Annotated in this window: 24 protein-coding genes; 15 read left to right on the forward strand and 9 right to left on the reverse strand. The window is 49.7% G+C overall.

Going from position 1 to position 26,768, the window contains the following annotated elements; translation table 11 throughout:
* The first annotated feature begins 26 nt into the window (after positions 1–26).
* A complete protein-coding gene (locus tag SK36_RS01865; protein ID WP_156184433.1) occupies positions 27–365 on the forward strand; it encodes a LysR family transcriptional regulator in 339 nt (112 codons plus the stop codon).
* Between the two features lie 41 nt (positions 366–406).
* On the opposite strand, the gene SK36_RS01870 is transcribed toward SK36_RS01865, so the two are convergent.
* The 5 genes from SK36_RS01870 to SK36_RS01890 all read right to left on the reverse strand — a co-directional run bounded on the left by SK36_RS01870 (position 407) and on the right by SK36_RS01890 (position 5,394).
* On the reverse strand, positions 407–1,327 hold the full coding sequence (locus tag SK36_RS01870) for a LysR family transcriptional regulator (RefSeq protein ID WP_082138858.1): 921 nt from the start codon (positions 1,325–1,327) through the stop codon (positions 407–409).
* A gap of 91 nt (positions 1,328–1,418) precedes the next feature.
* Positions 1,419–2,555: an HlyD family secretion protein gene (locus tag SK36_RS01875; RefSeq protein ID WP_045447118.1), complete on the reverse strand. Its 1,137-nt coding sequence runs from the start codon at positions 2,553–2,555 to the stop codon at positions 1,419–1,421.
* Positions 2,556–2,557: 2 nt separating this feature from the next.
* Positions 2,558–2,899 (reverse strand): DUF3302 domain-containing protein, encoded by a 342-nt coding sequence (locus SK36_RS01880; RefSeq protein ID WP_045447114.1) that lies wholly within the window; start codon positions 2,897–2,899, stop codon positions 2,558–2,560.
* 558 nt (positions 2,900–3,457) lie between these two features.
* Positions 3,458–3,820, reverse strand: coding sequence for a helix-turn-helix transcriptional regulator (locus SK36_RS01885; protein WP_045447111.1), 363 nt, complete (start codon positions 3,818–3,820; stop codon positions 3,458–3,460).
* A gap of 89 nt (positions 3,821–3,909) precedes the next feature.
* Entirely contained in the window at positions 3,910–5,394 is a 1,485-nt protein-coding gene (locus tag SK36_RS01890) for an EAL domain-containing protein (RefSeq protein ID WP_197086120.1), read from the reverse strand.
* A 1,126-nt stretch (positions 5,395–6,520) separates the two neighbouring features.
* Here SK36_RS01890 and pgaA point away from each other — a divergent pair.
* The 6 genes from pgaA to SK36_RS01920 all read left to right on the forward strand — a co-directional run bounded on the left by pgaA (position 6,521) and on the right by SK36_RS01920 (position 13,553).
* A complete protein-coding gene (gene pgaA, locus SK36_RS01895; protein ID WP_048220618.1) occupies positions 6,521–8,983 on the forward strand; it encodes a poly-beta-1,6 N-acetyl-D-glucosamine export porin PgaA in 2,463 nt (820 codons plus the stop codon).
* A 9-nt stretch (positions 8,984–8,992) separates the two neighbouring features.
* Positions 8,993–11,014, forward strand: coding sequence for a poly-beta-1,6-N-acetyl-D-glucosamine N-deacetylase PgaB (gene pgaB / locus SK36_RS01900; RefSeq protein ID WP_045447101.1), 2,022 nt, complete (start codon positions 8,993–8,995; stop codon positions 11,012–11,014).
* The gene (pgaC, locus tag SK36_RS01905) at positions 11,011–12,345 is read left to right on the forward strand and encodes a poly-beta-1,6-N-acetyl-D-glucosamine synthase (RefSeq protein WP_045447099.1); all 1,335 of its coding nucleotides are present in this window, start codon (positions 11,011–11,013) and stop codon (positions 12,343–12,345) included. Before pgaB ends, pgaC begins: the two co-directional genes overlap by 4 nt.
* The gene (pgaD, locus tag SK36_RS01910) at positions 12,342–12,848 is read left to right on the forward strand and encodes a poly-beta-1,6-N-acetyl-D-glucosamine biosynthesis protein PgaD (RefSeq protein WP_045447097.1); all 507 of its coding nucleotides are present in this window, start codon (positions 12,342–12,344) and stop codon (positions 12,846–12,848) included. Before pgaC ends, pgaD begins: the two co-directional genes overlap by 4 nt.
* 190 nt (positions 12,849–13,038) lie before the next feature.
* Entirely contained in the window at positions 13,039–13,269 is a 231-nt protein-coding gene (yjdI, locus tag SK36_RS01915) for a 4Fe-4S mono-cluster protein YjdI (RefSeq protein ID WP_048220619.1), read from the forward strand.
* 11 nt (positions 13,270–13,280) lie between these two features.
* On the forward strand, positions 13,281–13,553 hold the full coding sequence (locus SK36_RS01920) for a GNAT family N-acetyltransferase (RefSeq protein WP_045447092.1): 273 nt from the start codon (positions 13,281–13,283) through the stop codon (positions 13,551–13,553).
* A gap of 69 nt (positions 13,554–13,622) precedes the next feature.
* On the opposite strand, the gene SK36_RS01925 is transcribed toward SK36_RS01920, so the two are convergent.
* Positions 13,623–14,552: a LysR substrate-binding domain-containing protein gene (locus SK36_RS01925; protein ID WP_045447089.1), complete on the reverse strand. Its 930-nt coding sequence runs from the start codon at positions 14,550–14,552 to the stop codon at positions 13,623–13,625.
* A 385-nt stretch (positions 14,553–14,937) separates the two neighbouring features.
* Between SK36_RS01925 and SK36_RS01930 the strand changes: the two genes are divergently transcribed.
* The 7 genes from SK36_RS01930 (at position 14,938) to SK36_RS01960 (ending at position 23,441) form a co-directional block, all read left to right on the forward strand.
* Positions 14,938–15,543: an ankyrin repeat domain-containing protein gene (locus tag SK36_RS01930; protein WP_045447086.1), complete on the forward strand. Its 606-nt coding sequence runs from the start codon at positions 14,938–14,940 to the stop codon at positions 15,541–15,543.
* 39 nt (positions 15,544–15,582) lie between these two features.
* Positions 15,583–16,458 (forward strand): oxamate carbamoyltransferase subunit AllH family protein, encoded by an 876-nt coding sequence (locus SK36_RS01935; RefSeq protein WP_048220621.1) that lies wholly within the window; start codon positions 15,583–15,585, stop codon positions 16,456–16,458.
* Positions 16,436–17,983, forward strand: a complete 1,548-nt coding sequence (gene fdrA / locus SK36_RS01940) for an acyl-CoA synthetase FdrA (protein WP_048220622.1) — start codon at positions 16,436–16,438, stop codon at positions 17,981–17,983. Before SK36_RS01935 ends, fdrA begins: the two co-directional genes overlap by 23 nt.
* Positions 17,983–19,398: a YlbE family protein gene (locus SK36_RS01945; RefSeq protein ID WP_048220623.1), complete on the forward strand. Its 1,416-nt coding sequence runs from the start codon at positions 17,983–17,985 to the stop codon at positions 19,396–19,398. The genes fdrA and SK36_RS01945 overlap by 1 nt, the downstream gene beginning before the upstream one ends.
* A gap of 120 nt (positions 19,399–19,518) precedes the next feature.
* Positions 19,519–21,069, forward strand: a complete 1,551-nt coding sequence (locus SK36_RS01950) for a hypothetical protein (protein ID WP_048220624.1) — start codon at positions 19,519–19,521, stop codon at positions 21,067–21,069.
* A gap of 26 nt (positions 21,070–21,095) precedes the next feature.
* A complete protein-coding gene (locus SK36_RS01955; protein ID WP_045447073.1) occupies positions 21,096–22,046 on the forward strand; it encodes a carbamate kinase family protein in 951 nt (316 codons plus the stop codon).
* Positions 22,047–22,058: 12 nt separating this feature from the next.
* Positions 22,059–23,441, forward strand: a complete 1,383-nt coding sequence (locus SK36_RS01960; RefSeq protein ID WP_045447070.1) for an amidohydrolase family protein — start codon at positions 22,059–22,061, stop codon at positions 23,439–23,441.
* 55 nt (positions 23,442–23,496) lie between these two features.
* Here SK36_RS01960 and SK36_RS01965 read toward each other — a convergent pair whose 3' ends face one another.
* Positions 23,497–24,396, reverse strand: a complete 900-nt coding sequence (locus tag SK36_RS01965; protein WP_048220625.1) for a nickel/cobalt efflux protein RcnA — start codon at positions 24,394–24,396, stop codon at positions 23,497–23,499.
* A 119-nt stretch (positions 24,397–24,515) separates the two neighbouring features.
* On the opposite strand from SK36_RS01965, the gene rcnR reads away from it, so the two are divergent.
* Complete coding sequence (gene rcnR, locus SK36_RS01970; protein WP_016154292.1) at positions 24,516–24,788, forward strand: Ni(II)/Co(II)-binding transcriptional repressor RcnR; 273 nt, start codon at positions 24,516–24,518, stop codon at positions 24,786–24,788.
* A 52-nt stretch (positions 24,789–24,840) separates the two neighbouring features.
* Here the strand turns inward: rcnR and SK36_RS01975 are convergent, their stop codons facing one another.
* Positions 24,841–26,070, reverse strand: a complete 1,230-nt coding sequence (locus SK36_RS01975) for an amino acid permease (protein WP_048220626.1) — start codon at positions 26,068–26,070, stop codon at positions 24,841–24,843.
* A 142-nt stretch (positions 26,071–26,212) separates the two neighbouring features.
* The gene (locus tag SK36_RS01980; RefSeq protein ID WP_045447061.1) at positions 26,213–26,668 is read right to left on the reverse strand and encodes a multidrug/biocide efflux PACE transporter; all 456 of its coding nucleotides are present in this window, start codon (positions 26,666–26,668) and stop codon (positions 26,213–26,215) included.
* Positions 26,669–26,768 lie beyond the last annotated feature (100 nt).

The raw sequence follows: 26,768 nt of genomic DNA on the forward strand, positions 1-26,768 counted from the left end.
GTATTGTTATATGAGACACTGATCAAGTGAATATTGATAGCGTTGAGAGTATAAATATGCTTGAAAAACATGATTTTGAATGTATAAAGAACATTGATTTAAATTCAGCACTCTACTTTTCTGCAGTGATGAGTTATAAGACAATTTTTAATGCTAGTGTGGTATTAAACTGTTCTGCGCCAACAGTTAGCATCATGCTCAAACGCTTTTGTTCTTACTTTCCCGTTCCATTGTTTGAGAGAGAAGGTCGTTGCCTGAGCCCGACGAAATATGCGGTAGAACTGGATAAAATGATCGGAGAAACATTTTTGAAATTTTCTGTGGCTATGAGCAATGATCCTCGAAAAGTTACGATTTTTAAATGAGCATTGTCTTAATTATCACTCAGAGTAAATCTACAGGCATCTCATTTTTCTTTTGTCATTAGTTCAATTATATAATCCAACGATAGTTGTACTCGTAGCGGAAGATTTTTCCGGTTTCTGTAAATAACGTAGCAATCAATAAAAACTCCCCATTCTGGAGGAAGTACAGACATTATTCCGCTTGTGTCTTTGAGAAGTAGATGGGATGTCACTATATATCCCATTCCATTTCTGCAGCAGTTGATGGCTGTATAGATATTGTCAAATTTTAGTTTCCCCGTGACGTTGACTGATTTCACTTCAGCCGTTTTTTCATGGGTGAACTCCAGCGCATTTTCATAGCTGTTATTGGCCATCGAACTTAATAAAATGAAAGGATGGCGAGATAACTCTTCTGGCGTCGTGAAAGGGTGATGTTCAAAAAACGCTGGGGTAGCAAAAACATCCATCCGTATCCGCTTTACTTTTCGGGCAATCAGATTCTGATTATGTGGTGGGGAATAGGATATGAGCATGTCACAGGAGTTATTAAAGCTCACGCCCTTAAAGTAGTCCGCGTTATAGTGATTGGATGTTGTTATTGTCACGTTCAAATCGGGGAATCGTTGAAACAATGGCGGCAGAATATTCTCTGCAAGATAAGCCTGCATACCGGAAGGAGAAAAAATATTAACTTCACCAGATGGCGCTTTCTTATAATGGTCGACTAGTTCAAAGAGTTCATCATTTTCAATAATGTACTTTCTAATGTTAGGCAGAAGAGTTTCCCCGAATGCAGTCAGCCTGACCGGACGACTCTCTCGATCAATTATTTTGATTCCTAACGTTTCTTCTACTGCCGCAATACTTTTACTGATGCTGGCCTGGGTCAGGCCGACATTTTTAGCAGACAGACTGAAACTTTTCGTTTCAACAAGGTCCAGGAGTATTTTTAAATCTCTGATTTTTAATTGTTTCATCATGGCTGTTCTGTGAGGATAGTGCCTTGCTTTCAGTGTAGATGATCTACGTCCTGATATAATTACCCGATATCAACAAGGCACAATGAACGGCTTAATGGTCCAGATAGAGGTAGTGCATCCAACTGGTCATGCGTAGTAAAACTTTACGCATAATGGCCACATGAGAAAAATGATCCGAATAGACCGCAACTTGCGCATATATGCCATCTGGTAATGCATCAATATTCTCATCTGGATTCAGATCGATAAGAGCGAGAACCCCCTCGCTCCCTGGGGTAGCAGTCAAGGATTGAAGCGTCCCCTGGGCCTGATAAGAACCGCCAGGGATCACGGGAAGGACTCCAGCCAGTTTTCCTGTAAAGACCTGGCCGGGCAACGAATTAAAAACGATTTCTGCTTCATCACCAGCTTTCAGGCGCAACAATGAATTCTGACGGAATTGCGCCACAATCTGTCGCTTTTGTTTGGGAATAAATACCATAACCGGGCGCAGCGGCAGCGCTGCCGCAAAAGTACCGGGACGGATCAATACCTGAGTGGCGTAGCCGTCGCTGGGCGCACGGACAACGGTTTGCTCCAAATCGTATTTTGCTTCTGCCAGTTGAGCGCGCAGGCTGGCAACTTGTGATTGTTCGCCGTTGAGGATGCTATCAAGCTGGCTTTTGATTTGTGCTTGTTCGGCAACCGATGATTTTACTGCTGCATCCTGAGCGAGGTAGTTTTGCCGGGCATGATCAATATCACTTTCTGAGAACGGATTCACCTTTGCCTTACTGCCCTGTAAATATCGTTGGTAATCTTTGTATAACCGGTCACGTTGTGCAGTTGCTGTTAACGTATTGGCGATGGCTTCATCCAGTTGTGATTGCAGCGAGTCGGCACTATGGATCGCGGTGACAAGATCGGCCTCAAGTCGCGCAACACGAGCCTGATAACGCGTTGGATCCAGTTCAAAAAGGACTTCACCTTTTTTAATTAGCTGGTTTGACTTATTCGTGATGGTACGAACAATACCTGTCACTTGTGGCGTAACAGGAATGGAGACCACCGCTTTTTGTGCCTTAAAGGTATATGGGTGGTTATAGTTCATTAACAAAATCAGTGCCCCAACCAGAAAGATCCCGCCCAGAGCGGCTGTTGGGATACTCCATTTATTGACCGGTATTTTGAATATTTTAAAGACCAGCCATGCCAGGGCTACGTAAGTCAGAATAATTAATAAATCCACAATTAATTACCTTGAGTGTTATCTGAGTCAGCGTGTTGTTGTTTTTTGAATTGCCGTTCAAGTTCAGCAATACGTAATTGCAAATTTTCATACTGTGGTTGCTGTGCGTTCTGCATTCCCCATCCACGATCGGGGCGATACAACGTGGCCCATATCCACAGGAATGGCCACAGGACATGTAAAGTGAACAGGCTTACCCATCCAGCGACATGTATGGCATCGGCATGCGGGTGATTTCGCTTTTTGGCGATCTCGTAAGGAATATCATGGATGATGATGACACCGTAAAAAATTACCAGGAATACCAGGATTAGCACTCCAAGTGCAAAGTAATTAAGGAACATACTATTCCACCTCCCTTCGTCGGTTGGGTAAAACTAAGCTCGCCTCTCTGGTTATTGACGTATTCCCCCTTCGTGGCGTCTCCAGGGAATAGTACGCTGAGGACAGCGTGCTTGTGCTTCTTAAGGCAATGAACCTGATGCGTCGTTTTTATTTTGTGTTGTTTTAGTGGCTGTTTTAGTGACTTTTGGTTGTTTAAAAATGCCTTGTACATACATTAATGAATGTAGGATACCTTATTCACTTAGTCTCGCTAGTATTAATCGTTTAGATTTATGGAATGATTCCATTAAATGGAACTTAATTTTTATAAATAAATTGCATGGTGAATTTTTTGGTTTTATATTGAAATTGTTTTATAAGGTATCTCAAGTGAGGAGAAAAATCACATTGATGGTATTTATGAAACAAGCATGAATGTGTCTAAGAAATAAAATTATATTTTTGAAGTGTCATTTTGACCGCCACCCGTGCGGTCTTTTTTTATGTATTGCCTTGAAATTATTAAAGACACCAGCGTCATACGCTGTAAATAATCAGTGATATATTTACTCTTCATATTATAAAATCTTATGTGTCGCACCTGATTTCCTTAACTCATTGGGCGTTATTTTGTATTTTTTACGAAACGCCCGGCAAAATGACTGCTGAGAACCATATCCGGCATTTAAAGCAATAGTCAGAATAGTGCTCTGGGAGTTGATGAGTTCATGAGCTGCATGATTAAGGTAGGTATCCTTGATGAAACGGCCAAGTGGTATCCCGGTATGAGCTTTAAAAAAAGATTGCAGATAAAATTTTGAAAAGCCAGAAATAGCAGCCAGATCGTCAATCTGTAACTTGTCTTTCCGTCTTTCATTAATAAATATAATCAGTTGGTTAGATACTTCTTTGGTAAATAAATTATTTTTTGAACATTCCATATGTTTTTACCTCTATCATCGAGATGTTTATATACTGGCGAGTGTCTCTGCACGGTATGATGACTACGTTTTGATGTTACTATTCAACATCAGGAATAAAATTGTCTGGTGAAATCCTCCATGGGGATGGGCTTACCGTATAAATATCCTTGCAGAAAAGTAACGTTGTGTGCTTTCAAATAAGCTGCCTGAATTTCATTTTCTACTCCTTCCGCCACCGTTTGCAGGTGTAATCGGCGGGCGAGGTCAATAATATTGTCGATGATATGAACAGAATGCGAATCAATACCTATATTGCTGACAAAGCTTTTGTCGATTTTAAGAATATCGACCTCGAAGTTTTGCAGGTATTTAAGGCTGGAATTGCCGGTGCCGAAATCATCGATAGCGATAAGCACACCCAGTTTGTGCAGTTCTGCCACCAACCTTTCTGTCACACCATCTGTAACAAGTAATTCCCGCTCAGTTAACTCCAGAACCAGCTTAACAGGATTAGCCCTGAATGCCTGGATGAATACCCGGCAGTCTTCCACCAGATTGAAATTTCTTAAGTGACTGGCGCTGATATTGAAAGCGAAATGAAAATCCTTCGGCAGTAAATGTATTAATGGTAAAAACTGTTGACGTACCTGAACCATCAGCGCCTGAGTCATCGGCATAATAAGGTTACAGCTTTCTGCCAGAGGAATGAAATTGTCTGGAGGGATGATACCGAGCGTTGGATGTGACCAGCGCATTAGAACCTCGCAACCGACCCAGTGAGTATGCTCTGCGGATACCACTGGCTGGAAGTAAGGAATAAATTCCTGCAATTCCAGAGCCTCATGTAATTCATGTTCTGCAGTTATCTGTCGCCCTGTCCAGCGAAATGCGCTGAAACCAAGAATAGCGGCCAGCAAGGCCCAGGAAACAAGAGAGAATCGTGAGAAGATCCAGAAGTAATGGGCATAATCGGCAGCGGAAATCACCGTAACTATCCGGAATGGATATCTGGTCGAGGCTTGTTCCAGATAACCAGACGTACCGGGGGAGAACGAAGGAATCTCTGGAGTCTGCCATTGCTGTTGTCCAACAACCAGGCCCAGGGGTAAATTGATGCTCATAACACTCAGTTCGGAAAGGATCCTCTCGCCATAGAGTCGGACCACAATACTGTTATTACCGACAACCATTCGGTAGATAATCAGTGGCTGTCCTTTCCTGACCAGCATGTCGCTCATCAGGTAGAGCATCCCGTTGGTATAACTATCAAAGTTAATATTTTCTTCATTGCTACCGTACAGAGATGAACAATAGATTTTATTCCCCTGTACCAGGTTTACGCTGCGCACATTCTGCGAGTACGCTACCTGCGTCCTGAGCTTCATCGCGACAGACTCAAGGCAGGGCCGACCAAGATTGTCTTTTACGGCGTAAGCAGCATGCCTGGCACTGTCCAGCGTTCCTTCCACCAGTTGCCGGGCATTTGTCATCCGGATATTAGTGGTTCGTTTGAGATTTGCTGCCGCCTGCCAGAAGGTGCTGATGAGTCCCAACAGGATGCAAAGCAGGCTCACAAGTATGGTGCGAACCATTCGGTACCTGAGTTGACGCTTCTTTAACAGACCAAATGGCATGACATTACCTCTATACCCTACATGAACTGCGCTTTAGCTTTACTGTTACGTCACCAGAAGGTGGTGCCAGATTTTAGTGTCGTTTAGAAGTACATGACGACCCTTGCTATTCAGTGATACTGGTTTAGCTGCGGTTATAAGAACGGTCAGCGAAGAATATTATATTCAATTTCCTGTAGAATATTTTATTTCGGGCTTAATACGCTACTATAATTTTTAAGCAGGTAAAAGCATCAGTATTATATGCACTGGCGCATTCTTTTTTATATATAAATTTGTTTGTAAAATACCCATATTTATCAATGAGATGAATTTTACATGCTAAAAAATATCTCATTATTATAATTGTTTTAAATAACATTAAAGTTTAAATAATATAAATCATTATTGATTTTTGTGGTTTGCAATTATTAATCGGTATTGATAGCCAGGATGCTTCCGGAACAGCTGTTGATAATATTAATACAGATATTCTAAGGGCCTGTTTTTGCATTTTGTAGGCATTTATTATTCACTTTCGTCTCAATGGCGAGAAAATACTTTTCGTTATTTCATTATTATGGATGTTTCCTCGCTGACTCATACTGGTTACCACTCCATGTAACGTCATGAGCGCTGTCATGATGGGTACACTGCTGGATAATGGTATAGATGAAGGCGCCGGGCCCCCTGAAAGGGATAAACTCTTTTAATAGTTAACAGGCATACAATTACGTTGTGTTTTTATATTTTAAAGTAATAGTAAACTGAGTTACATAACTTTTCCGCCTGGTCTTAAAGCGAGTTCAGAATTCGATCCCAAGAGTATTAGGATATTCTGGTCTAAAATACTTTTTTTGCCTAAGGGTTTTCTTATCATGTAGCCACGGTGTACGCTGAGTGTTAAAATTTATGAGTTTTTGCCCCATTCCGGTAACTAGAGGATGAGGCGCAGGTAGTCAATAAGACGAAAGAATTAAAATGGTTTGCAACCCTATTACGAAATAAGCGGTAGTGCATATAAGATGGTCGACAATCGTTAAGAAATTAAGTTAACTTATTGAAAACGCTTATTTTTACTCTGATGTAAGACATAAGGGCAGATATGTTCAGTATGCGTCGACATACCAACTTCATTAAAAGCTTTAAGTCTGTAACCTGTTTATTTACGGCCTGCGTTCTTTTTCCTGTTCAAACTTCTGCGGCAGCATCTGATTATGACGGTTTGATTATTGAAGCTCGTGAAGGTAATAGTGCGCCGCTCATGCGCTACCTTCAGGAACAGGAAAAGAAATCCTCACTAACGCCAAATCAGGTCGCTGACTGGTTGCAAGTCTCCAGTTGGGCCAATAACAGCGATAAAGAAACGATTGATATTTGGCTGCGATATCGTGGGCAGATGGCTGTGCCTGCGCGTGGGCAAATCGCCGCTGCACGGGCTTTTCGCAATCAGAAAAAATGGAATGATTCGTTAGCCATCTGGGAAAACGTTTTGCAGGAAGATCCTGATAACGTGGATGTACGTACCGGCTGGATAATGACGCTTGCAGATGCTCGCTATAATCAGCAGGCGCTCACTGAAGCGAATAAATGGGCGCAGGCGCACCCGGGAGCTGACTCCGATGCATTGGTGGCCTATGTATACCATTCGCAGGGGAAAAACTGGGATGCATTGTTAGTCGCCAGCCAGGCCAATGATATCGATCCGAGCAACAAAAATGCAAAATCTACGTTGTTATCTGCCCTGTCAGCTAACCGTGTATCCGGGCCTGCGTTAGGGCTAACGGAGGTGGTTCCGACGTCAGATCCTGTTAAACGTCGTCTTGAACTTGATGCGGCAGCAGAAATCGTTCGCTCCTCATATACTTCCGCGCGTAATGAAGAAGAACGTTTTATCGTGGCAGATAAAGCGCTTGCCCGATATGCCCAACTGCTCGCGGCCTGGAAAGATGAACCGTCCGCTCAGGATGATGTTCGCCGGGCAAGGATTGACCGTATGGGCGCTTTGCTGGTGCGCAAGCGTACTGCCGAAGTGATTCAAGAATATGAGTCACTTGAAGCGAGCGGGGAGGTGCCTAACTATGCGAAACGTTGGGTCGCTTCGGCGTGGCTAAGCGAACGTCAGCCGGAAAAAACCGAAGCGATGCTGATGAGCATCTACTATCCGCATGGACCGCTTCCAGTCACTCCTCTCAGTCCTGAAGATCAGCAGGATCTTTTTTATGCGCATATTGATAATGAAAACTTTGCTGCAGCCAAAAAGCAGGTCGACAATTTAATCAAAGAGAGTCCGTATCTGCGACGGATTTATGGTTCACCTACGCCACAGCCTAACGATAACTGGCTGCTTGGTCAGACGTTGCTCACGCAATATCACATTGCTGCCAATGAATTGCCTGAGGCAGAAAAACTCGCGGAACATCTGGCGCGCACGGGATCTGGTAACCAGGGGCTGCGTATAACCTATTCTTCAGTGCTTGAAGCCCGTGGTCTGCCTCGAGCTGCAGAGAAAGAGCTTAAACTGGCCGAAGTTATTGAGCCAAGCAACCTGGAGCTGGAACGCCAGCAGGCCTATGTAGCGCTGGATCTTCAGGAATGGCGGCAGGCCGATGAACTTACCGATGACGTCATTGCCCGTAGCCCGGATGATGAAGCAACGCTGCGCCTGGCCCGCATACGTGATGTTCACAAAATGTCAGAGCTGCGGATCAGCGGCACGCAGGGGATTTCCTCCGATAGCCCGGTCAGTGGTAAGAATGACTTCAACATCAATACCGCAATTTACAGTCCGCCGATTAATGACAACTGGCGACTGTTTACCGGATTCAACTTTGCCACTGGTGAATTTGAAGAAGGAAAGGGTATCAACCGTGACCTGGCTGCCGGTGCGGAATGGACCTCACGCGATAATTGGGCGGAAATGGAAGTTTCGGGCCGTAACTATGGCGATGGTCAGAAAATTGGTGGGCGTCTTTCAGCCTGGCATGATTTTAATGATAACTGGCGCGTTGGCGGTTCGGCGGAGCGTCTTTCACGTAATACCCCGCTTCGCGCATTGCGTAGCGGTGTGTACGCAAACGGCGGGGATATGTTTGTCCGCTGGTATCAAAATGAACGACGAGAGTATCAGTTGTCGTTTGCCGCATCACATTTCTCGGATGGTAACGATCGTATCGAGTACGGGCTGAGCGGAAAAGAGCGCATGTGGACGACGCCGCGCTTCACGCTGGACTTCACACCGGGTATCGGCGGAAGTACCAACACCAAAGAGAATGTGCCGTATTACAACCCTAAGAGTGATTTTTCCGTTGTACCAGGGCTTGCCGCAGAGCAGGTTCTTTACCGCCACTATGACACTGTGTGGACGCAGCAAGGCGTGGCTGGCGTAGGTGGCTACTGGCAGCAAGGTGAAGACGTGGGGGCCATCGTTCAGGTGGGATACGGACAGCGGCTTAAATGGAACAACGTCGTGGATGGCGGGGTGATGTTGGTGTGGGATAAACGCCCCTACGACGGTAAACGTGAGCGGAATATCTCCCTCGCTTTCGATTTGAATGTCAGGTTTTAAGGACTGTACATGTTTAAAAGATGCCTATGGGTTAGCGCATTAATCGCTGGCTGGTTGATGATCACTGCGTGCAGTAGCGCGCACAATACGACCCCGCGCTACGTTCCTCCGGCGGAGCGATCTCCGCTTGCTGCTGATCATCCATGGCCGAAAAATAGCTTCCTGGTGCTGGGCTATCACGATGTAGAGGACGGCGCGGCAGATCAGCGATACCTCTCTGTGCGTACCAGTGCGCTGAGCGATCAGATGGGATGGCTACGTGACAACGGTTATAACCCGATCAGCGTGCAGCAAATTCTGGATGCGCATGACGGGAAAATCGTGCTGCCGGAAAAAGCGGTATTACTCACCTTTGATGATGGTTATAGCAGTTTTTATACCCGCGTGTGGCCGCTGCTGAAAGCCTATAACTGGCCAGCACTGTGGGCACCGGTGGGCAGCTGGGTTGATTCTCCCGCCAATAAAAAAGTCGATTTTGGTGGGCTGATGACGGCGCGAGACAAATTTGCCACCTGGAAAATGGTCGAGGAAATGGGGAAATCGCCGCTGGTTGAAATTGGTGCGCATACATGGGCATCGCATTTCGGTGGTGAAGCGAACCCGCAGGGAAGTAAAGAACCTGCTGTGGCAAACCGTCTGTACGATAAAAAGACCGGCACTTACGAAACGGACGAACAGTACAATCGCCGTATTAACACTGATATCTCTTTAATCACAAACAAAATAAAATCTGTAACCGGGAAATCGCCACGCGCATGGGTCTGGCCTTATGGCGCAGCCAATGGCACGACATTAAGTCTGGCCAAAGAGCACGGTTACAAGATGGCGTTTACGCTCAACGAAGGGCTGGCGAATGCCGCGTTTCTGGATGATATCCCCCGTGTTCTGATATCTGATAACCCATCCCTTAAGCGCTTTGCCAGCCAGGTCGGCCAGGTGCGTGAACCTCAGACGATGCGCGTTATGCATATCGATCTGGATTATGTGTATGACAAAGATCCTGCCCAACAACGTAGAAATATCGACAAGCTGATCCAGCGTGTCTATGACATGCGTATTTCTCATGTTTTCCTGCAGGCGTATGCCGATCCAAAAGGTGACGGAAATATTCACGAGCTTTATTTCCCTAACCGCTGGCTGCCGATGCGTGCCGATCTCTTTAACTATATCTCCTGGCAATTACAAACGCGGGCAGGGGTTACCGTTTATGCCTGGATGCCAGTGCTGGCTTTTGGTCTCGACGACGCTATTCCACGCGTGACGGCATGGGATCCGAAAACCGGACGTAGCGCGATTAATCGTGAGCAGTATGTTCGTCTTTCTCCCTGGGATAGCGAAGCGCGTAAGCGTATCACCGAGATTTATGAAGATCTGGCGAAGCATGCCAGTTTCAAAGGGATTTTGTTCCATGATGATGCTTTCCTGACGGATTTTGAAGATGCGTCGCCGGAGGCTTTAGCCGCATACCGTGCCGCAGGCCTTCCGGGCAGTATTGAGCAAATTCGTAACGATCCTCAGGCATTCGAACGTTGGACTCGCCTGAAAAGTAAGATGCTGACCGACTTTACAAAGGAACTGACCCGCGCGGTACGTAATATTCGCGGCCCACAGGTACAAACCGCACGCAATATTTACGCCATGCCGGTGCTGGAACCAGAAAGTGAAGCCTGGTTCGCGCAGAACCTGAATGATTTCCTCAATACCTATGACTGGACAGCACCGATGGCAATGCCATTGATGGAGAATATTCCGGCCAATGATGCCAACGCCTGGCTGGACAGACTGGTGAATGCCGTTGCACAAACGCCCGGAGCGCTGGATAAGACCGTGTTTGAACTGCAAGCACGAGACTGGCGTAAGTCCGGGGAACAGGCCGAAATCAGCGGTAAACAAATAGCCGAGTGGATGCGCCAGCTTAAGTTAAGCGGTGCGGGTAACTATGGTTATTACCCGGATGATTTCATCAGCGACAAACCCGAGATGTCAGAGATTCGCTCGACGTTCTCATCATACTGGTACCCGCAAAAATGACCGATCGCATTATTGCTTTCCTGATTCTTTGCCTGATGTTCAGTCTGCCGTTTGGCGTGGCTGTCGTTTTTACAGGTGAAGTGATGCTGAACTTCGTCTTCTTCTGGCCCTTGTTCATGTCGGCTTTGTGGATAAGCGGTGGGGTTTACTTCTGGTTTTACCGTGAACGCCACTGGAAATGGGGAGAGGAAACACCGCCGCCGACGCTTGAAGGAAATCCGCTGATTTCGATCTTGATCCCTTGTTATAACGAAGGGATCAATGCGCGTGAAACGATCGGTGCAGCGCTGGCGCAGCGTTATACAAATATTGAAGTTATTGCCATTAACGACGGTTCGACAGATGACACGCACGACGTGCTTGAACAACTGGCAACGGAATACCCGAGCCTGCGGGTGATTCATTTAGCCGAGAACCAGGGGAAAGCCCTGGCGCTCAGGACCGGCGCAGCGGCGGCCCGCAGTGATTATCTTGTCTGCATTGATGGTGATGCTTTACTGGATCGCGATGCCGTCGCCTATATTGTCGCCCCGTTGATACAGTTCCCGCGTGTCGGGGCGGTGACCGGAAACCCGCGCATTCGTACCCGTTCCACGTTAATTGGTCGTGTACAGGTCGGTGAATTCTCCTCGATTATCGGCTTGATTAAGCGCACTCAGCGAGTCTATGGGCAGATCTTTACCGTTTCTGGCGTCATTGCGGCATTTCGTCGTCGTGCTCTGGCTGAGGTGGGGTACTGGAGCCCGGACATGATCACTGAAGATATCGATATCAGTTGGAAGCTGCAATTGCGCCACTGGTCAGTATTCTTTGAACCACGAGCACTGTGCTGGATCCTGATGCCTGAAACGTTAAGAGGATTGTGGAAACAGCGTCTGCGCTGGGCTCAAGGTGGTGCGGAAGTATTTATTGTTAACATGCGTCGCCTGTGGTCTTGGGAATTTCGCCGCATGTGGCCGCTGTTCCTTGAGTTCTGTTTTTCTACCGCCTGGTCATTTGCCTATGCGGTCAGCATTGTGCTGTTCCTTTGCGGGTTATTTTTCCCAATGCCAGACTCGCTATACGTGCAAAACCTGTTCCCGCCAGCATTTACCGGGCTAATACTCGGCGTGGTTTGCTTGCTGCAGTTTGCGGTGAGTCTGATGATTGAACGGCGCTATGAAAAAGGTATCGGCGCTTCGTTGTTCTGGATCATCTGGTTCCCGGTGGTGTACTGGATGCTGAGTCTGTTCACCACGCTGGTCGCTTTCCCCAAAGTGATGCTTAAACGCAAACGCGGCAGAGCGCGTTGGGTAAGCCCTGACCGTGGAATTGGGAGGATAGAATCATGAGCCAGCCACTCATCTTTACCGAACAGCGACTTCTGCCACGTGTAATAGACGTTCTGCTAACGTTTTTTGCCTGGGTTGGATTTCTGTACCTGATCTATAAAGGGCTGATTACGGCACTGGCTCATTCACCCTTTATGGGCGTGAGGCCGTTTTTCACAACTCTGGATACGGTCACTTTTTACATCCTGATCGCATTGATAAACGGTCTGGTGCTCATTGGCTGGGCGAAGTACAACCAGTATCGCTTCCGTGTGGAACGACGCAGTCGCAGGCCTGGGCTTGAAGATCATGAGCTGGCAGAAAGTTTGCGAATTACCCGAGAACTGGTTACCGAGCTGAATAAGGCGAGGGTGCTTACGGTTCATCACCATGAGAATGGTGAAATCGACTATGTGGAAGTGGACAGGCATATTGCCGATAACCGCTTGCCGCCGCCAACACCTGCAATGCTTGAGATGCTACCGTCAGCCAGGGAACGGTTGCACGAAGAAATGAATCGGTGACAGAGAACCTTTGACCCTTGGACTGGATTACGTTCACGGGTTGTATCGTTCCACAGAAGTGAAGAACATGAGGTGAACGTAATCGTGTGCCGGAGCTAATCTGCGACAATTTCAGCCGCCAGCAGCAGCCTTCAGACTCGCCTGGGTCTATGATTACTCCCAGGACAATAAAAATAACTGAGGTAATGTCGTGGATAAAGAGTTACTGGAAGCAGGTTACCGGGCCTATACCGGCGAGAAGGTTGATGTCTATTTCAATACGGCGATATGCCAGCATTCGGGTAATTGTGTGCGGGGAAGCGCGAAGCTTTTTAACCTGAAACGTAAACCGTGGATCATCCCGGATGAAGTTGATGTCGCGACGGTCATTAAGGTTATCGATACCTGTCCGAGCGGTGCGCTTAAATATCGCCAGAAATGAGTGAGAAGACCATGGATATTCTTGAAGGGCACAACAAGTTTTATGTTAACGATGCCGAGGGCAATCAGGTTGCTGAGATTGTCTTCGTGCCGACGGGTGAACATCTGAGCATCATTGAACATACTGATGTTGACCCCAGCCTGAAAGGTCAGGGAGTCGGCAAGCTGCTGGTGGAGAAAGTGGTGGAAAAAATGCGCCGCGAAAACCGTAAAGTGATCCCGCTCTGTCCGTTTGCCAAACATGAGTTTGATAAAACTCGCGAGTACGACGACATTCGTGCCTGAGTTTTACTTTTCACCGGATGACGCAACGCGCATCCGGTGCGTCCACAATAGTTCCCCTCATCGTGCATATTACTCCCGATGCAGCAGATCCTGATAAATCCCCGTCAGTACCCCTTGTGGGCCAAACTCCTTTTTAATCCACTGTGTCACCCGCCCGGTTGCCGAGTGCTGGGTCGCCAGTAGCATGCGCGAATCCTGGCGTGGGTTATGGATCTGTCGCGTCACCAGCAGCGATTTTTCCATTGCTTCGCGCACCATATAGTCGGGTAGAAAACCGATGCCTTCGCCGAGGATCTGACACTGGCACTTGGTATTAAAATCGGGCACCAGGATTGATTCCTGCCCGTGCAGCAGCCAGCCGACCTTCTTGTTAATAGTGTGCGCGGTATCTTCTACCATGATGTTCGGGTACAAACGCAGCTGACTCTCTGAAATCGGCTCAGGCATAAAGGCCAGCGGGTGATCAGGTGCGATGGCGAACGACCAGCGGATCGCGCCAATCTCGGTGTAATCGATCCCGCCACCGTCCAGTAGCGTGTCTGGCGCGCCAATGGCGATATTGGCCTGGTTATTGATGATGGAATCCCAGACGCCGTTATAGACCTCCGTGGTCACGGTTATCTGGCAGGTTGGAAACTGTTTCTTAAGTACCTGTAACAGTCGCGCGGTATGCTTCGGGGTATACAGCAGTTGATTAATACAAATGCGCACCCGAGCCTCAATGCCCTGGGAGATCGTATCAATGCTGCGCTTGATGGCGTGAAAGTCGTTGAGCAGGTCTGTCGCTTTACGAAAGAAATAGCGCCCGGACTCGGTCAGCTCAATGCTGCGGGTACTGCGGGTAAACAGCACCACATCCAGCCCCATTTCCATGCGCTTGATGGTATAACTGATGGCGGAGGTGGTTAAACCCAGCTCCTCGGCGGCCTTGCTGAAGCTGCTGTAGCGGGCAGCCATCGTAAACGCCAGCAGGTTTTCCTCGGTAAATATTGAATTCATTCCTTCTCCCCTGAGTCCACAACCCGCGATACGATGATTGTTGAATGTATTTGTAATCCTTATGGAGAGCAATCAGTTTTGAACAGAATTTAACACTAGGGTTACATTTGATTTGAAGGCAATCACACTTCTGTGTTTTAGTTGCAGGCCGCTATCCGTGCAGCATACCGCTTTATTTCCCCTATGACTGATTAATGGCTGAAAGACCGTTAGTCATAAGAGAAAGATTGCACTACAGCACATTTTGTTCTCATTATTAAATTTGTTTCAACAATCGACTCACTTACGATGAATGAAATTTAAGCGGATGTTATTCTCCGTACTCTGTTGCTATTCTCAGGTTATCGGATATTTAAAAAGTCTAAAAAACTGCAGGAGAGCGATTATGTCAGAGAAAGAACTCATTACTGAATTTCTGCTGGCGGCAGAACAGGGCAATGCCGAAGGATTAAAATCCTGTCTGGCAAATAATGTGGATATTAATGCCACTAACCGCCAGGGCCGTACCGCCATAATTATTGCCAGCCTGAATAAGCATTATGACTGCGTTTCTTTATTGATTGACGCCGGTGCCGATATTAATAAACAAGATCAAACTTGTTTTAACCCCTTCCTGATTAGCTGCCTGACTAATGATTTAACGCTGCTGCGTACGGTATTACCTGCCAATCCCGATCTCGAACGACTGAGCCGTTTTGGCGGCGTTGGTATTACGCCAGCCAGCGAAAAAGGTCACGTTGAGATCGTACGTGAATTACTGCAGCGTACCGATATCAATGTAAACCATACCAACTTTGTCGGCTGGACGCCGTTGCTGGAAGCCATCGTACTTAATGATGGCGGCGCGAAGCAGCAGGAAATCGTCAAGCTGCTGCTCGACAATGGCGCCAACCCGCACATGACGGATAAATACGGTAAAACCCCGCTGGAGCTGGCGCGGGAGAAAGGGTTCCATGAAATCGCCGAGCTGCTGATTGCCGCCGGAGCCTGACAGAGGAGCGCCACTATCGCCACGCCATCACGGCGATGCGTGCGGGCGCTAACTGCAGACGGCGCGTTTCTTGCGTATCGGGGAACGGGGCGAGTTGAACAGGTTTTTTCCCGCGCGGTGAACCTGTTCATACCGGAACAGCAGCGATTGTTTACGTTATTGAGTGAGTGCTGCGATAACGCGCCTAACAGCTGTCGGCTGGCGCTGACGCATTGCGAAGATCTGTTTCAACCCGGTGAGCCGGTGAGTTTTACGCAGTCAGGGATCGCTGTTGGTTATGATAAATGGATAGAGACCTCTGGTTGCCTGATGTGGCAAATGCCTCGTGGGTCGCCAGATGCAGAGCGCTTCACCACAATATCCTGGCGCCACTGGGCAGAGGTTATCCGCCAACAGCTTAATCGCGACGACACATTATTTCTGTACCAGGGGGATAATCCGTTTTACCAGGAAATTACTCGTGAATTACAACTGCGCCGCCAAAGTTTAATAACGGCGCTGAGTACGGGAGAAAATATCTGTGTTGCGGTCAGCGATTTAATTGGTCTTGGAATAGGGCTGACGCCATCGTCTGATGATTATTTAGTAGGCCTGAGTACAATTTTATTTATTAGTGGGCATCCGCTGAATAAGTATCGACAAGATTTTTTAACGGCATTACAGATTGCCGGAAATAACACAACCTTACTCAGCAAAATAACGCTGGAAGAGGCGTTTCATCAACGTTATCGGGAAAGTGTCACGCGGTTGGTGACCCATATTATTACTGAGCAACCACACGTTGCTACGAAATTTATTACTGACATTAAAAATATCGGCTCAAGTTCTGGCTGCGACATGCTGTACGGCATGGCGGATGCCTGCGCCCTGAGCCAACGGTCCGGAGGGAATTATGTCGATCAGGATAGTTGTTAAAAAGAACACGTATTTTGATTCTGTCTCACTGATGTCTATCTCTACGCGCGCTAATAAGCTTGATGGTGTGGAGCAGGCGTTCGTGGCGATGGCAACGGAAATGAACAAGGGCGTGCTGAAGAATCTCGGTCTGCTTACGCCTGAGTTGGAAGAGGCAAAGAGTGGCGATCTAATGATTGTCATTAAAGGTGCGAGTGAGGCCGCGAACGAGCAAACGTTGGTGGCGATAGAGGAACTGTTCACGCATAAGGAACAAGGTGGGCAGCACGAAGCACGTTATGCCACGCTCGCCAGTGCTAAAAAACATGTCCCCGACAGCAACCTCGCGGTGATATCGGTAAATGGTCTGTTCGCGGCCCGCGAGGCGCGTCAGGCGCTGCAAAACAACCTCAACGTAATGTTGTTTTCTGACAACGTTTCCCTTGATGACGAACTGGCTCTTAAACAGCTGGCGCATGAAAAAGGGTTGTTGATGATGGGGCCTGATTGCGGTACCGCCATTATTAACGGCGCGGCGCTCTGTTTTGGGAACGCGGTGCGTCGCGGCAATATCGGCATTATTGGGGCATCTGGCACCGGTAGTCAGGAACTCAGTGTGCGCATTCACGAATTTGGCGGTGGCATTTCCCAGTTGATCGGCACCGGTGGACGCGATCTGAGCGAGAAGATTGGCGGCCTGATGATGCTCGATGCGATAGGTATGCTGGAGGCCGATCCACAAACTGAGATCATTGCGCTGATCTCTAAACCGCCAGCACCTGCGGTAGCCCGTAAGGTGCTGGAACGTGCGCGCGCCTGCTTTAAACCGGTGGTGGTCTGTTTCCTCGGACGTGAAGCTGCGCCTGCGGACGAAGAGGGTCTGCAGTTCGCTCGCGGCACTAAAGAAGCGGCATTGAAAGCAGTGCTGCTGAGTGGCGTGAAAAAAGAGAGTCTTGATCTGCATCCGCTCAACTGGCCGCTGATTGAAGAAGTTCGCGCCCGTCTGACGCCGCAGCAAAAGTATATTCGCGGACTGTTCTGTGGCGGCACGCTGTGTGATGAAGCGATGTTTGCCGCCATGGAAAAACATGCCGAGGTGTACAGCAACATTCATCCGGACCCGGCGTTCCGCCTGCAGGATCTCAACCGTAGTGTGGCGCATACCTTCCTTGATTTTGGTGATGATGATTTCACCAACGGCAAGCCCCATCCAATGATCGATCCGACCAACCGCATCAGTCGTTTGTTGCAGGAAGCGAGAGATCCTGAAGTCGGCGTGATCGTGATGGATTTCGTCCTTGGATTTGGATCGCATGAAGATCCGGTTGGCGTGATGATCGACGCGATCAATGAAGCGAAAGCCATCGCTGCCGCTGACGGTCGTCCTCTGGAAATTCTCGGCTATGTTCTGGGGACCGACCTGGATACGCCATCGCTGGAAAAACAGTGCCAGATGCTGACTGATGCCGGCGTTATCTGGGCGAGCAGTAGCACCAACACCGGATTGCTGGCGCGTGAATTTATCTGTAAAGGGGAGGAAGCCTGATGAGCCAGACACTGTTTAACCAGCCGCTGAATGTGATTAACGTCGGTATCGCGATGTTCAGCGATGACCTGAAAAAGCAGAACGTGCCCGTTACTCAACTCGACTGGACACCGCCAGGCCAGGGCAATATGCAGGTGGTTGCGGCACTGGATCAGATTGCTGATTCACCGCTGGCAGACAAGATTGCCGCCGCTAACCAGCAGGCGCTGGAACGTATTATTAAGTCGCATCCGGTGCTGATTGGCTATGACCAGGCCATCAATGTGGTACCTGGAATGACCCGTAACACGATTCTGCATGCCGGGCCGCCGATCCGCTGGGAAAAAATGTGCGGTGCGATGAAAGGTGCAGTCACCGGCGCGCTGGTATTTGAAGGGTTGGCGAAAGATCTGGATGAAGCCGCCGAGCTTGCCGCTTCGGGCGAAATTAACTTCTCGCCGTGCCACGAACATGACTGCGTGGGATCGATGGCGGGCGTAACGTCCGCGTCGATGTTCATGCACATCGTGGAGAACAAAACTTACGGCAACCGCGCATATACCAATATGAGCGAGCAGATGGCAAAGATCCTGCGCATGGGAGCGAACGATCAAAGCGTTATCGATCGCCTTAACTGGATGCGTGATGTGATGGGACCGATGCTGCGTGATGCGATGAAACTGGCGGGTGAAATCGATTTACGCCTGATGCTGGCACAGGCGCTGCACATGGGCGATGAGTGCCATAACCGCAACAACGCCGGTACGGCACTGTTAATTCAGGCGCTGACTCCGTGGATTATCCAGACCGGCTATCCGGTTGAGCAACAACGTGAAGTGTTCGAGTTTGTGCTCAGCAGCGACTATTTCTCCGGTCCAACGTGGATGGCGATGTGTAAAGCCGCCATGGATGCTGCGCACGGCATTGAATACAGCACGGTGGTGACGACGATGGCGCGTAATGGCGTTGAGTTCGGCCTGCGTATCAGCGGCTTACCGGGCCAGTGGTTTACCGGTCCGGCACAGCAGGTGATTGGCCCGATGTTCGCGGGCTATAAGCCGGAAGACTCCGGGCGTGATATCGGCGACAGCGCCATTACCGAAACCTACGGTATTGGCGGCTTCGCGATGGCCACCGCACCAGCCATCGTGGCGCTGGTGGGTGGTACGGTTGAAGAAGCCGTCGACTTCTCCCGCCAGATGCGTGAAATCACCCTCGGTGAAAACCCAAACGTCACCATTCCGCTGCTCGGTTTTATGGGCGTGCCAACCGCGATCGACATTACGCGTGTGGGCAGCACCGGTATTCTGCCGGTGATCAACACCGCCATTGCGCACAAAGATGCGGGGGTCGGCATGATCGGCGCCGGAATAGTACACCCGCCGTTCGCCTGCTTTGAAAAGGCGATCCTCAACTGGCGTGACCGCTACTGCTAATAACAACCACAGGGGCTAACACCGTTAGCCCCACGGTAGCGAAGAGAAAAACGTTGCTTACCTGCAGGGCTGGGCGATCTCCGTGATCGCAAACGATGCTTAACCTGTAAAGGATATTCCATGAACAACATAAAACTAGAATGGAAACGTGGTGACTGGGCGGCTTACTTCGGGCTGATGACCAACAACCTGACTAACCTGTTGACAATGATGGGGCTTCTCATTTTTGTTGTCGGGATCCCTACTGAAATTGTCTACGGCCGAATTGCACCCGCCTTTGGTCTGGCGGTGCTGGTGGCCAGCATCTGTTATGCCTGGTTTGGCTTGCAGATGGCGAAACATACCGGGCGTAACGACGTGACGGCGCTGCCGTCCGGGCCAAGCGCACCGTCGATCTTTACTGTGACCTTCCTGGTATTAATGCCGGTGTATCAGCAAACGAAAGACGCCAACTTCGCTATTCAGATAGCGCTGGTATGGTGCTTTGTTGAAGCGTTGATCCTGGTCGGTGGTTCATTCCTCGGTGAGACCATCCGCAAAATGATACCGCGCACAGTGCTGCTTTCCTGTTTATCTGGCCTGGGTCTGTTGCTGTTGGCAATGAACCCGATGTTGCAGGCATTTGAAGCGCCAACTGTCTCTTTCATCGTCCTGCTGCTGATCTTCATTAACTGGTTTGGTAAGAAACCAATTTTTGCCCGCATTCCTACCGGTTTGCTGCTGCTGATTGCCGGTACGGCATTGGCGTGGATCTCCGGCTTGCAAAGCCCTGAAGCGATCAAAGCCTCAATGTCCTCTTTTGGCTTTAACCCGCCGGAAGTCCATGTCGACAGCTTCCTGCAAGGCCTGCCGCACGCGCTGCCGTATCTGGCTTCTGCGGTTCCTCTGGGTCTGGCGAACTATATTTTTGACCTTGAGAATATTGAAAGTGCGCACGCGGCAGGAGATGAGTACAACACCCGTAAGGTCATGATGGCGAACGGTTTTGCATCCATGCTTGGCTGTATGTTGGGGAACCCGTTCCCGGTCACCGTCTACGTTGGACATGCGGGCTGGAAAGCGATGGGAGCCAGTATTGGTTATACCCTCGCATCGGGTATCACCATGTTCCTGGTGCCGTTGTTTGGTCTGGGGGCGTTTATGCTCGCCATTATTCCGATGACCGCGATAGTGCCGATCCTGGTGTTTATCGGCGTAGTGACCGCCAATCAGGTGGTACGAGAAACGCCCAAAGTCGAGGTCCCCGTCATCTTCATCTGTCTGTTCCCATGGATTGCCAACTGGGCGCTGACCATCGTCAACAGCGTGATGGGCGCGGCCGGAACGTCAGCGGCGAAACTGGGTAGCGATCTGTTGCACAGCAAAGGCGTGTATTACGACGGGCTGGTTCATCTGGGAAGCGGCGCGCCGTTGGCCAGTATGTTGTGGGGCTGTGTCGCTATCTTCGCCATTATGAACAAGCCACTGCGCGGTGCGGTTGCCGCAGCCTTCGGCGCACTGCTGTCGCTGTTTGGTGTGATCCACTCCCCGGCGGTTGGCTTTGCGGAAGGCAGTTCGATGATGTTTGTTCTGGCCTACCTGATGATGAGCGGCATGTTTGTCATCAAACATGTTCTCGACAGCCGTGAAGCGGTAACTGCGCCTGAGCAGGAACCAACGAAAACTACCTGAATCGCCTGCAAGCGGAAGATGACACTATGAAAGAACTTGTGGTCGTTGCCATTGGCGGCAACAGCATTATCAAAGATAACGCCAGCCAGTCGATTGAGCACCAGGCTGAAGCGGTGAAAGCGGTCGCAGATACGGTGCTGGAGATGTTGGCATCGGACTACAACATTGTGCTGACGCACGGTAACGGGCCACAGGTTGGACTCGATCTGCGGCGTGCGGAAATCGCGCATGAGCGTGAAGGTTTACCACTCACCCCGCTGGCCAACTGCGTAGCCGATACCCAGGGGGGCATCGGCTACCTGATCCAGCAGGCGTTAAATAACCGTCTGGCGCGTCGCGGGGAGCAGAAAGCGGTGACCGTGGTGACGCAGGTGGAGGTCGACAAGAACGATCCCGGTTTTGCTAATCCGACCAAGCCTATCGGGGCGTTCTTTAGCGAAGCGCAGCGTGATGAGCTACAGCGGGTCAATCCGGGCTGGCGTTTTGTGGAGGATTCCGGGCGCGGTTACCGTCGTGTTGTCGCGTCTCCGGAGCCAAAGCGCATTGTCGAAGCGGAGGCGATTAAAACGCTGACCCAGCAGGGCTTTGTGGTGATTGGCGCGGGGGGCGGTGGGATCCCGGTAGTGCGTAGCGAGCAGGGGGATTATCACAGCGTGGACGCGGTGATTGATAAAGATCTCTCTACCGCGCTGTTGGCGCAGGAGATCCGCGCTGACATCCTGGTGATCACCACCGGTGTAGAGAAAGTGTGTATTCACTTCGGCAAACCTAACCAGCAGGCGCTGGACACGGTCGATATCGCGACGATGACCCGTTACATGCAGGAAGGGCATTTCCCGCCGGGCAGCATGTTACCCAAAATTGTTGCCAGCCTGACATTCCTGGCGCGTGGCGGTAAGCGGGTGATTATCACCACGCCAGAATGTCTTCCTGCCGCGCTGCGTGGTGAAACGGGTACCCATATTGTCCATTCCTGAGAGGAGATGCGAATGAAGGAAAGTAACAGCCGCCGTGAGTTTTTAAGCCAGAGCGGAAAAATGGTGACCGCTGCCGCGTTGTTTGGCGCGGTGGCCCCGGTCGCGTATGCTGCTAATCCTGTCGGGACAACCAGTGGCGCGAAAAGCACAATGACGATTAACGATAAACACTATTATCTGGATAACGTTCTGCTGGAAGCGGGGTTTGATTACGAAAACGCCGTGGTGGTACATACCCGTACTGCGCTACAAACTGTCGAAATTCAGGACGGAAAGATTGTTGCGCTGCGTGAGAATAAGCAGCATCCGGATGCGACGTTGCCACACTACGATGCAGGCGGAAAGCTGATGCTTCCTGCCATGCGAGATATGCACATCCATCTGGATAAAACTTTTTATGGTGGCCCGTGGCGCTCACTTAATCGTCCTGCGGGCACTACCATTCAGGATATGATCCGCCTGGAGCAAAAGCTGCTGCCCGAGCTACAACCGTACACCCAGGAGCGCGCGGAAAAGCTTATTGACCTGCTGCAGTCAAAAGGTACATCGATTGCGCGCAGCCACTGCAATATTGAGCCGGTTTCCGGACTGAAAAATCTGGAAAACTTACAGGCGGTGCTGGCGCGTCGTCAGCCCGGTTTTGCCTGTGAGATCGTGGCGTTTCCCCAGCATGGTCTGCTGTTATCAAAGTCTGAACCGCTGATGCGTGAAGCGATGCAGGCGGGAGCACACTACGTTGGCGGGCTGGATCCGACCAGCGTGGATGGGGCGATGGAGAAATCCCTCGATACCATGTTCCAGATTGCGCTGGATTACGATAAAGGCGTGGATATCCATCTGCATGAAACCAGCCCGGCTGGCGTTGCGGCGGTGAATTACATGGTGGAGACCGTGGAGAAAACGCCACAGCTGAAGGGTAAACTGACCATCAGCCACGCTTTTGCATTGTCTACGCTTAATGAGCAGCAGGTGGATGAACTGGCGACCCGCATGGTGGCTCAGCAAATTACTATTGCCTCGACGGTGCCGATTGGCACGATGCACATGCCGTTGAAACAACTGCGTGACAAAGGTGTGGTGGTGATTACCGGTACCGACAGCGTGATCGACCACTGGTCACCGTATGGGCTGGGGGACATGCTGGAGAAGGCGAATCTATACGCGCAGCTCTATATTCGTCCTAATGAGCTGAATCTGTCACGGGCGCTGTTCCTCGCCACCGGCGATGTGCTGCCGTTGAATGATAAAGGTGAGCGCGTCTGGCCAAAAGCGCAGGATGAGGCCAGTTTTGTACTGGTTGATGCCTCCTGCTCAGCAGAAGCGGTTGCAAGGATCTCTCCACGTACAGCGACCTTCCATAAAGGGCAACTGGTGTGGGGAAATGTCGCCAGCTAGCGTCATTCCACGCGCAGTGGCACAGGTTGCTGCGCGTTTCCTCTCTTTTTCGTTCCTAACCCATGATGCCCATATAGCCGTGGATCCCCATATACAATCCGACCATGCCGATGAGTGCGCTGGAAAAATAGGGGGCTTTACGTGCCAGTGTGTTAAATCCGCTCCAGCGTTTTGCCGCCTGCTGCACGCTGATTGCCGCACCGACACCTACCGTCACCAGCGTCAGCGCCAGCCCGAGGCTAAAGCACAGCACCATTGTTGCTCCCAGCGTGAAGGCTTTGAGCTGGATGCAGATCAGCAAGACCGTAATCGCGGCTGGGCACGGGATCAGCCCCCCGGTCAGGCCAAAAAGTAAAATTTGCCCGTTAGTGACCTCTTTACCCTGAAAGCGACGCTGGATGTCGGTGGCATGTGCCCGTTCGTGAGCGTCCTGATACTCTTTCGAACCTTCGGTGAGTTCTGCCAGCACGGCATGGTCATGATCGTGGTCGTGATGATGGTGGTGATCGTCATCATGGTTATGATGCTCATGGTGCTCATGGTGCTCATGGTGCTCATGGTGGTGATGTTCGTGATCATGGTCGTGCTCGTGATGCGTCTGGGTCAGCCAGTTCTGTTCGCCTTGCCATGTCCGCCAGAACATCCACAATGCTGTGCCCAGAATGATGATGGCAGAGACAAACTGCAGCCAGGGTTCGACGGCCTGGGCGGTAAACGCTTTGCTGATATACATCCCGCCGAGCGCAATCAACCACACCACAGCGGTATGCGACAGCGTGGCCGCCAGCCCCAGCATCACCGCCTGTTTGATGGTTCCTTTAATGGCGATAATAAATGCCGCCATCATCGTCTTGGAATGTCCCGGTTCCAGACCGTGTAACACGCCTAATAAAATCGCGCTGGGAATAAAGAACCAGGCATTACCTTGCTGAAGAAGCGTAGAAAACTCACCCATGAGAATGATTCTTAGTTGTTTTGTTTCGCCAGATTCTACTCCCCCCCAGTACAGAATACTACCCCCCAGTAGATCGGCGCGGTATAGTGAGCCGTGATTTATGCAACGGGGACAGGACGATGTCACATACGATCCGCGACAAACAAAAGCTCAAGGCCCGTGCCAGTAAGATTCAGGGGCAGGTGGCGGCGCTGAAAACCATGCTTGATGAACCGCATGAATGCGCGGCGGTGTTACAACAGATTGCGGCGATCCGCGGGGCGGTAAACGGGTTAATGCGAGAAGTGATTAAAGGTCACCTGACTGAGCATATTGTGCATCAGGGCGATGAAATAAAACGCGAAGAAGATTTGGATGTGGTGCTGAAGGTACTGGATTCCTACATCAAGTAAGGCGATATGCGGCTCATTCACCCACTGATGAATGAGCCGTTGCATAACATTTTTAGCCGAAAAACATCACCGAAACACACAGCAGACCCACAATCAGGGTAATCAAATTGCCCACTGAACGGTACGGCTTCAGAGCCGGGATCAAATAGGTCGACAGCGTCGGCATGATGAAAAGAATCATGGCGATGAGCGGCCCGCTAATTGCGTAAATCATTGAGATGGCATTCGGGTTAATGCAGCAAATGATAAACGTGATCGTCGAGACCAGCATAATCGACAGGGCGCGGTTAAAGGCCCGGCTTTTCTTCACTCCCACTTGATGCAACGACGTTTTTACGACTTCGGTTGCTCCTTCAATCACGCCAAAGTACGTACCCAGAAACGATTTTGACATCGCCACAATGGCTATGATAATCCCTGAAATCGACAGCCATGCAGGGGCGTTCGGCATCATTGAGAGCGCTGACAAAATCGTCACGCCTTCATTTCTTGCGTCTTCAATATAATTTACTGGAATAGAAAGTAAGCAGCTGAAGACGAAAAACAGCACGCTCAGACAAATGATTACGTAGGCTACTTTCATGATTTTTTTGCATTTACCCATGGCCTGCTCGCCGTATTTCTCGCGTCTGTCGATGGCAAACGTGGAGATGATTGGCGTATGGCTAAAAGCAAAAACCATCACGGGGATTGATATCCATACCTGATGAAGCGTGTGTTGATCGAAAGACATCTGGCCGGTGAGTAACGTAGGCTGCCAGCTTCCGGTCAGATAGAGCGAAAGGAACAAAAAGTAAGCGATGAGTGGGAACACCAGAAATCCCATCACCCGAATAGTGGCTTGTCGCCCCATCAGAAAGATGAGATTCAGTACCAGCACCACACCAAGGCTGACGAGCATGCGGATGCGTAGATCCACGGTGATATGTTTTGCCAGCTGTTCTGTGAGGGAGTTGGTGATTGCCACGGCGTAGATCAGCACGACCACAAAGAAGGCAACAAAATAGAGAGTGGTGATTAAGCTACCAATCTTTTTGCCGTAGTAGTGCGTTACCGCACCGGTGATCCCTTCACCAGCTGATGTTTTCGATGACAGGATAAACTGGCACAGAGCCTTGTGTGGCCAGTAAGTTAAAGGCCAGGCAACAAGTGCGGTGATAAACAATACGACCACCCCAGCAGAACCCAGCTGTATGGGGAGAAATAGGGTTCCTGCGCCGACGGCAGTCCCATATAACGCGAAGCTCCAGAGAGTCTCTTCTTTTGACCAAATTTTCGACATTATTTGAACGTATCAACTATAAAATAAACAAAAAGAAGCGCAATTTACCACAAATGAGAGGTGCTGGGGGAGGTGTGAACAAGTGGGCTGGTGAATGGATGAATAGCCGGAATCGGGATAATTCCGACTATTCGTTGAATTATCAGGCAGTAACGCGCTGCTGACGGCGCTTCATCACGCGTTCACGCACCGTGTCGTATGCCCAGTTATAAAACATGGTGTACGGCAGGAAGAACAGGAAGAAACCTATTTCTAGCGTGAATGCCTGCAGCAGACTGACGCTCAGCACATACGACACGATGGTTACCCCGATAACGATAAAACCACTTTCGAAACCTAAGGCGTGAAATGCCCGTACTTTCGCCGTACGTTTCACCAGATGTGACGGCCACAAGCGATCAAACAGGGCGTTATAAATGATATTCCAGATCATCGCTGTGGTAGCCAGGAGTACGGTCAATCCGCCCATTTCCAGCACCGAACGTTGCATCAACCATGCGGTGGTTGGTGCGAGAATAGCGGTGGCAATGCCCTCAAAACAGACGGCGTGAAAAATACGTTCCAGTAACGAACGGCGTTGGACTGTATCGTGTTGCATAACGTAAAACCTTCTTTGATGCCCGGATAACGGAATGGTGGAAATTTTATCGTTTTATGTGATATCTAAAAGATAGAATCCATCGATAAAGTAGATAGGT

The sequence above is a fragment of the Citrobacter sp. MGH106 genome (assembly GCF_001037495.1).
In the GTDB taxonomy this organism is placed as follows: domain Bacteria; phylum Pseudomonadota; class Gammaproteobacteria; order Enterobacterales; family Enterobacteriaceae; genus Citrobacter; species Citrobacter murliniae.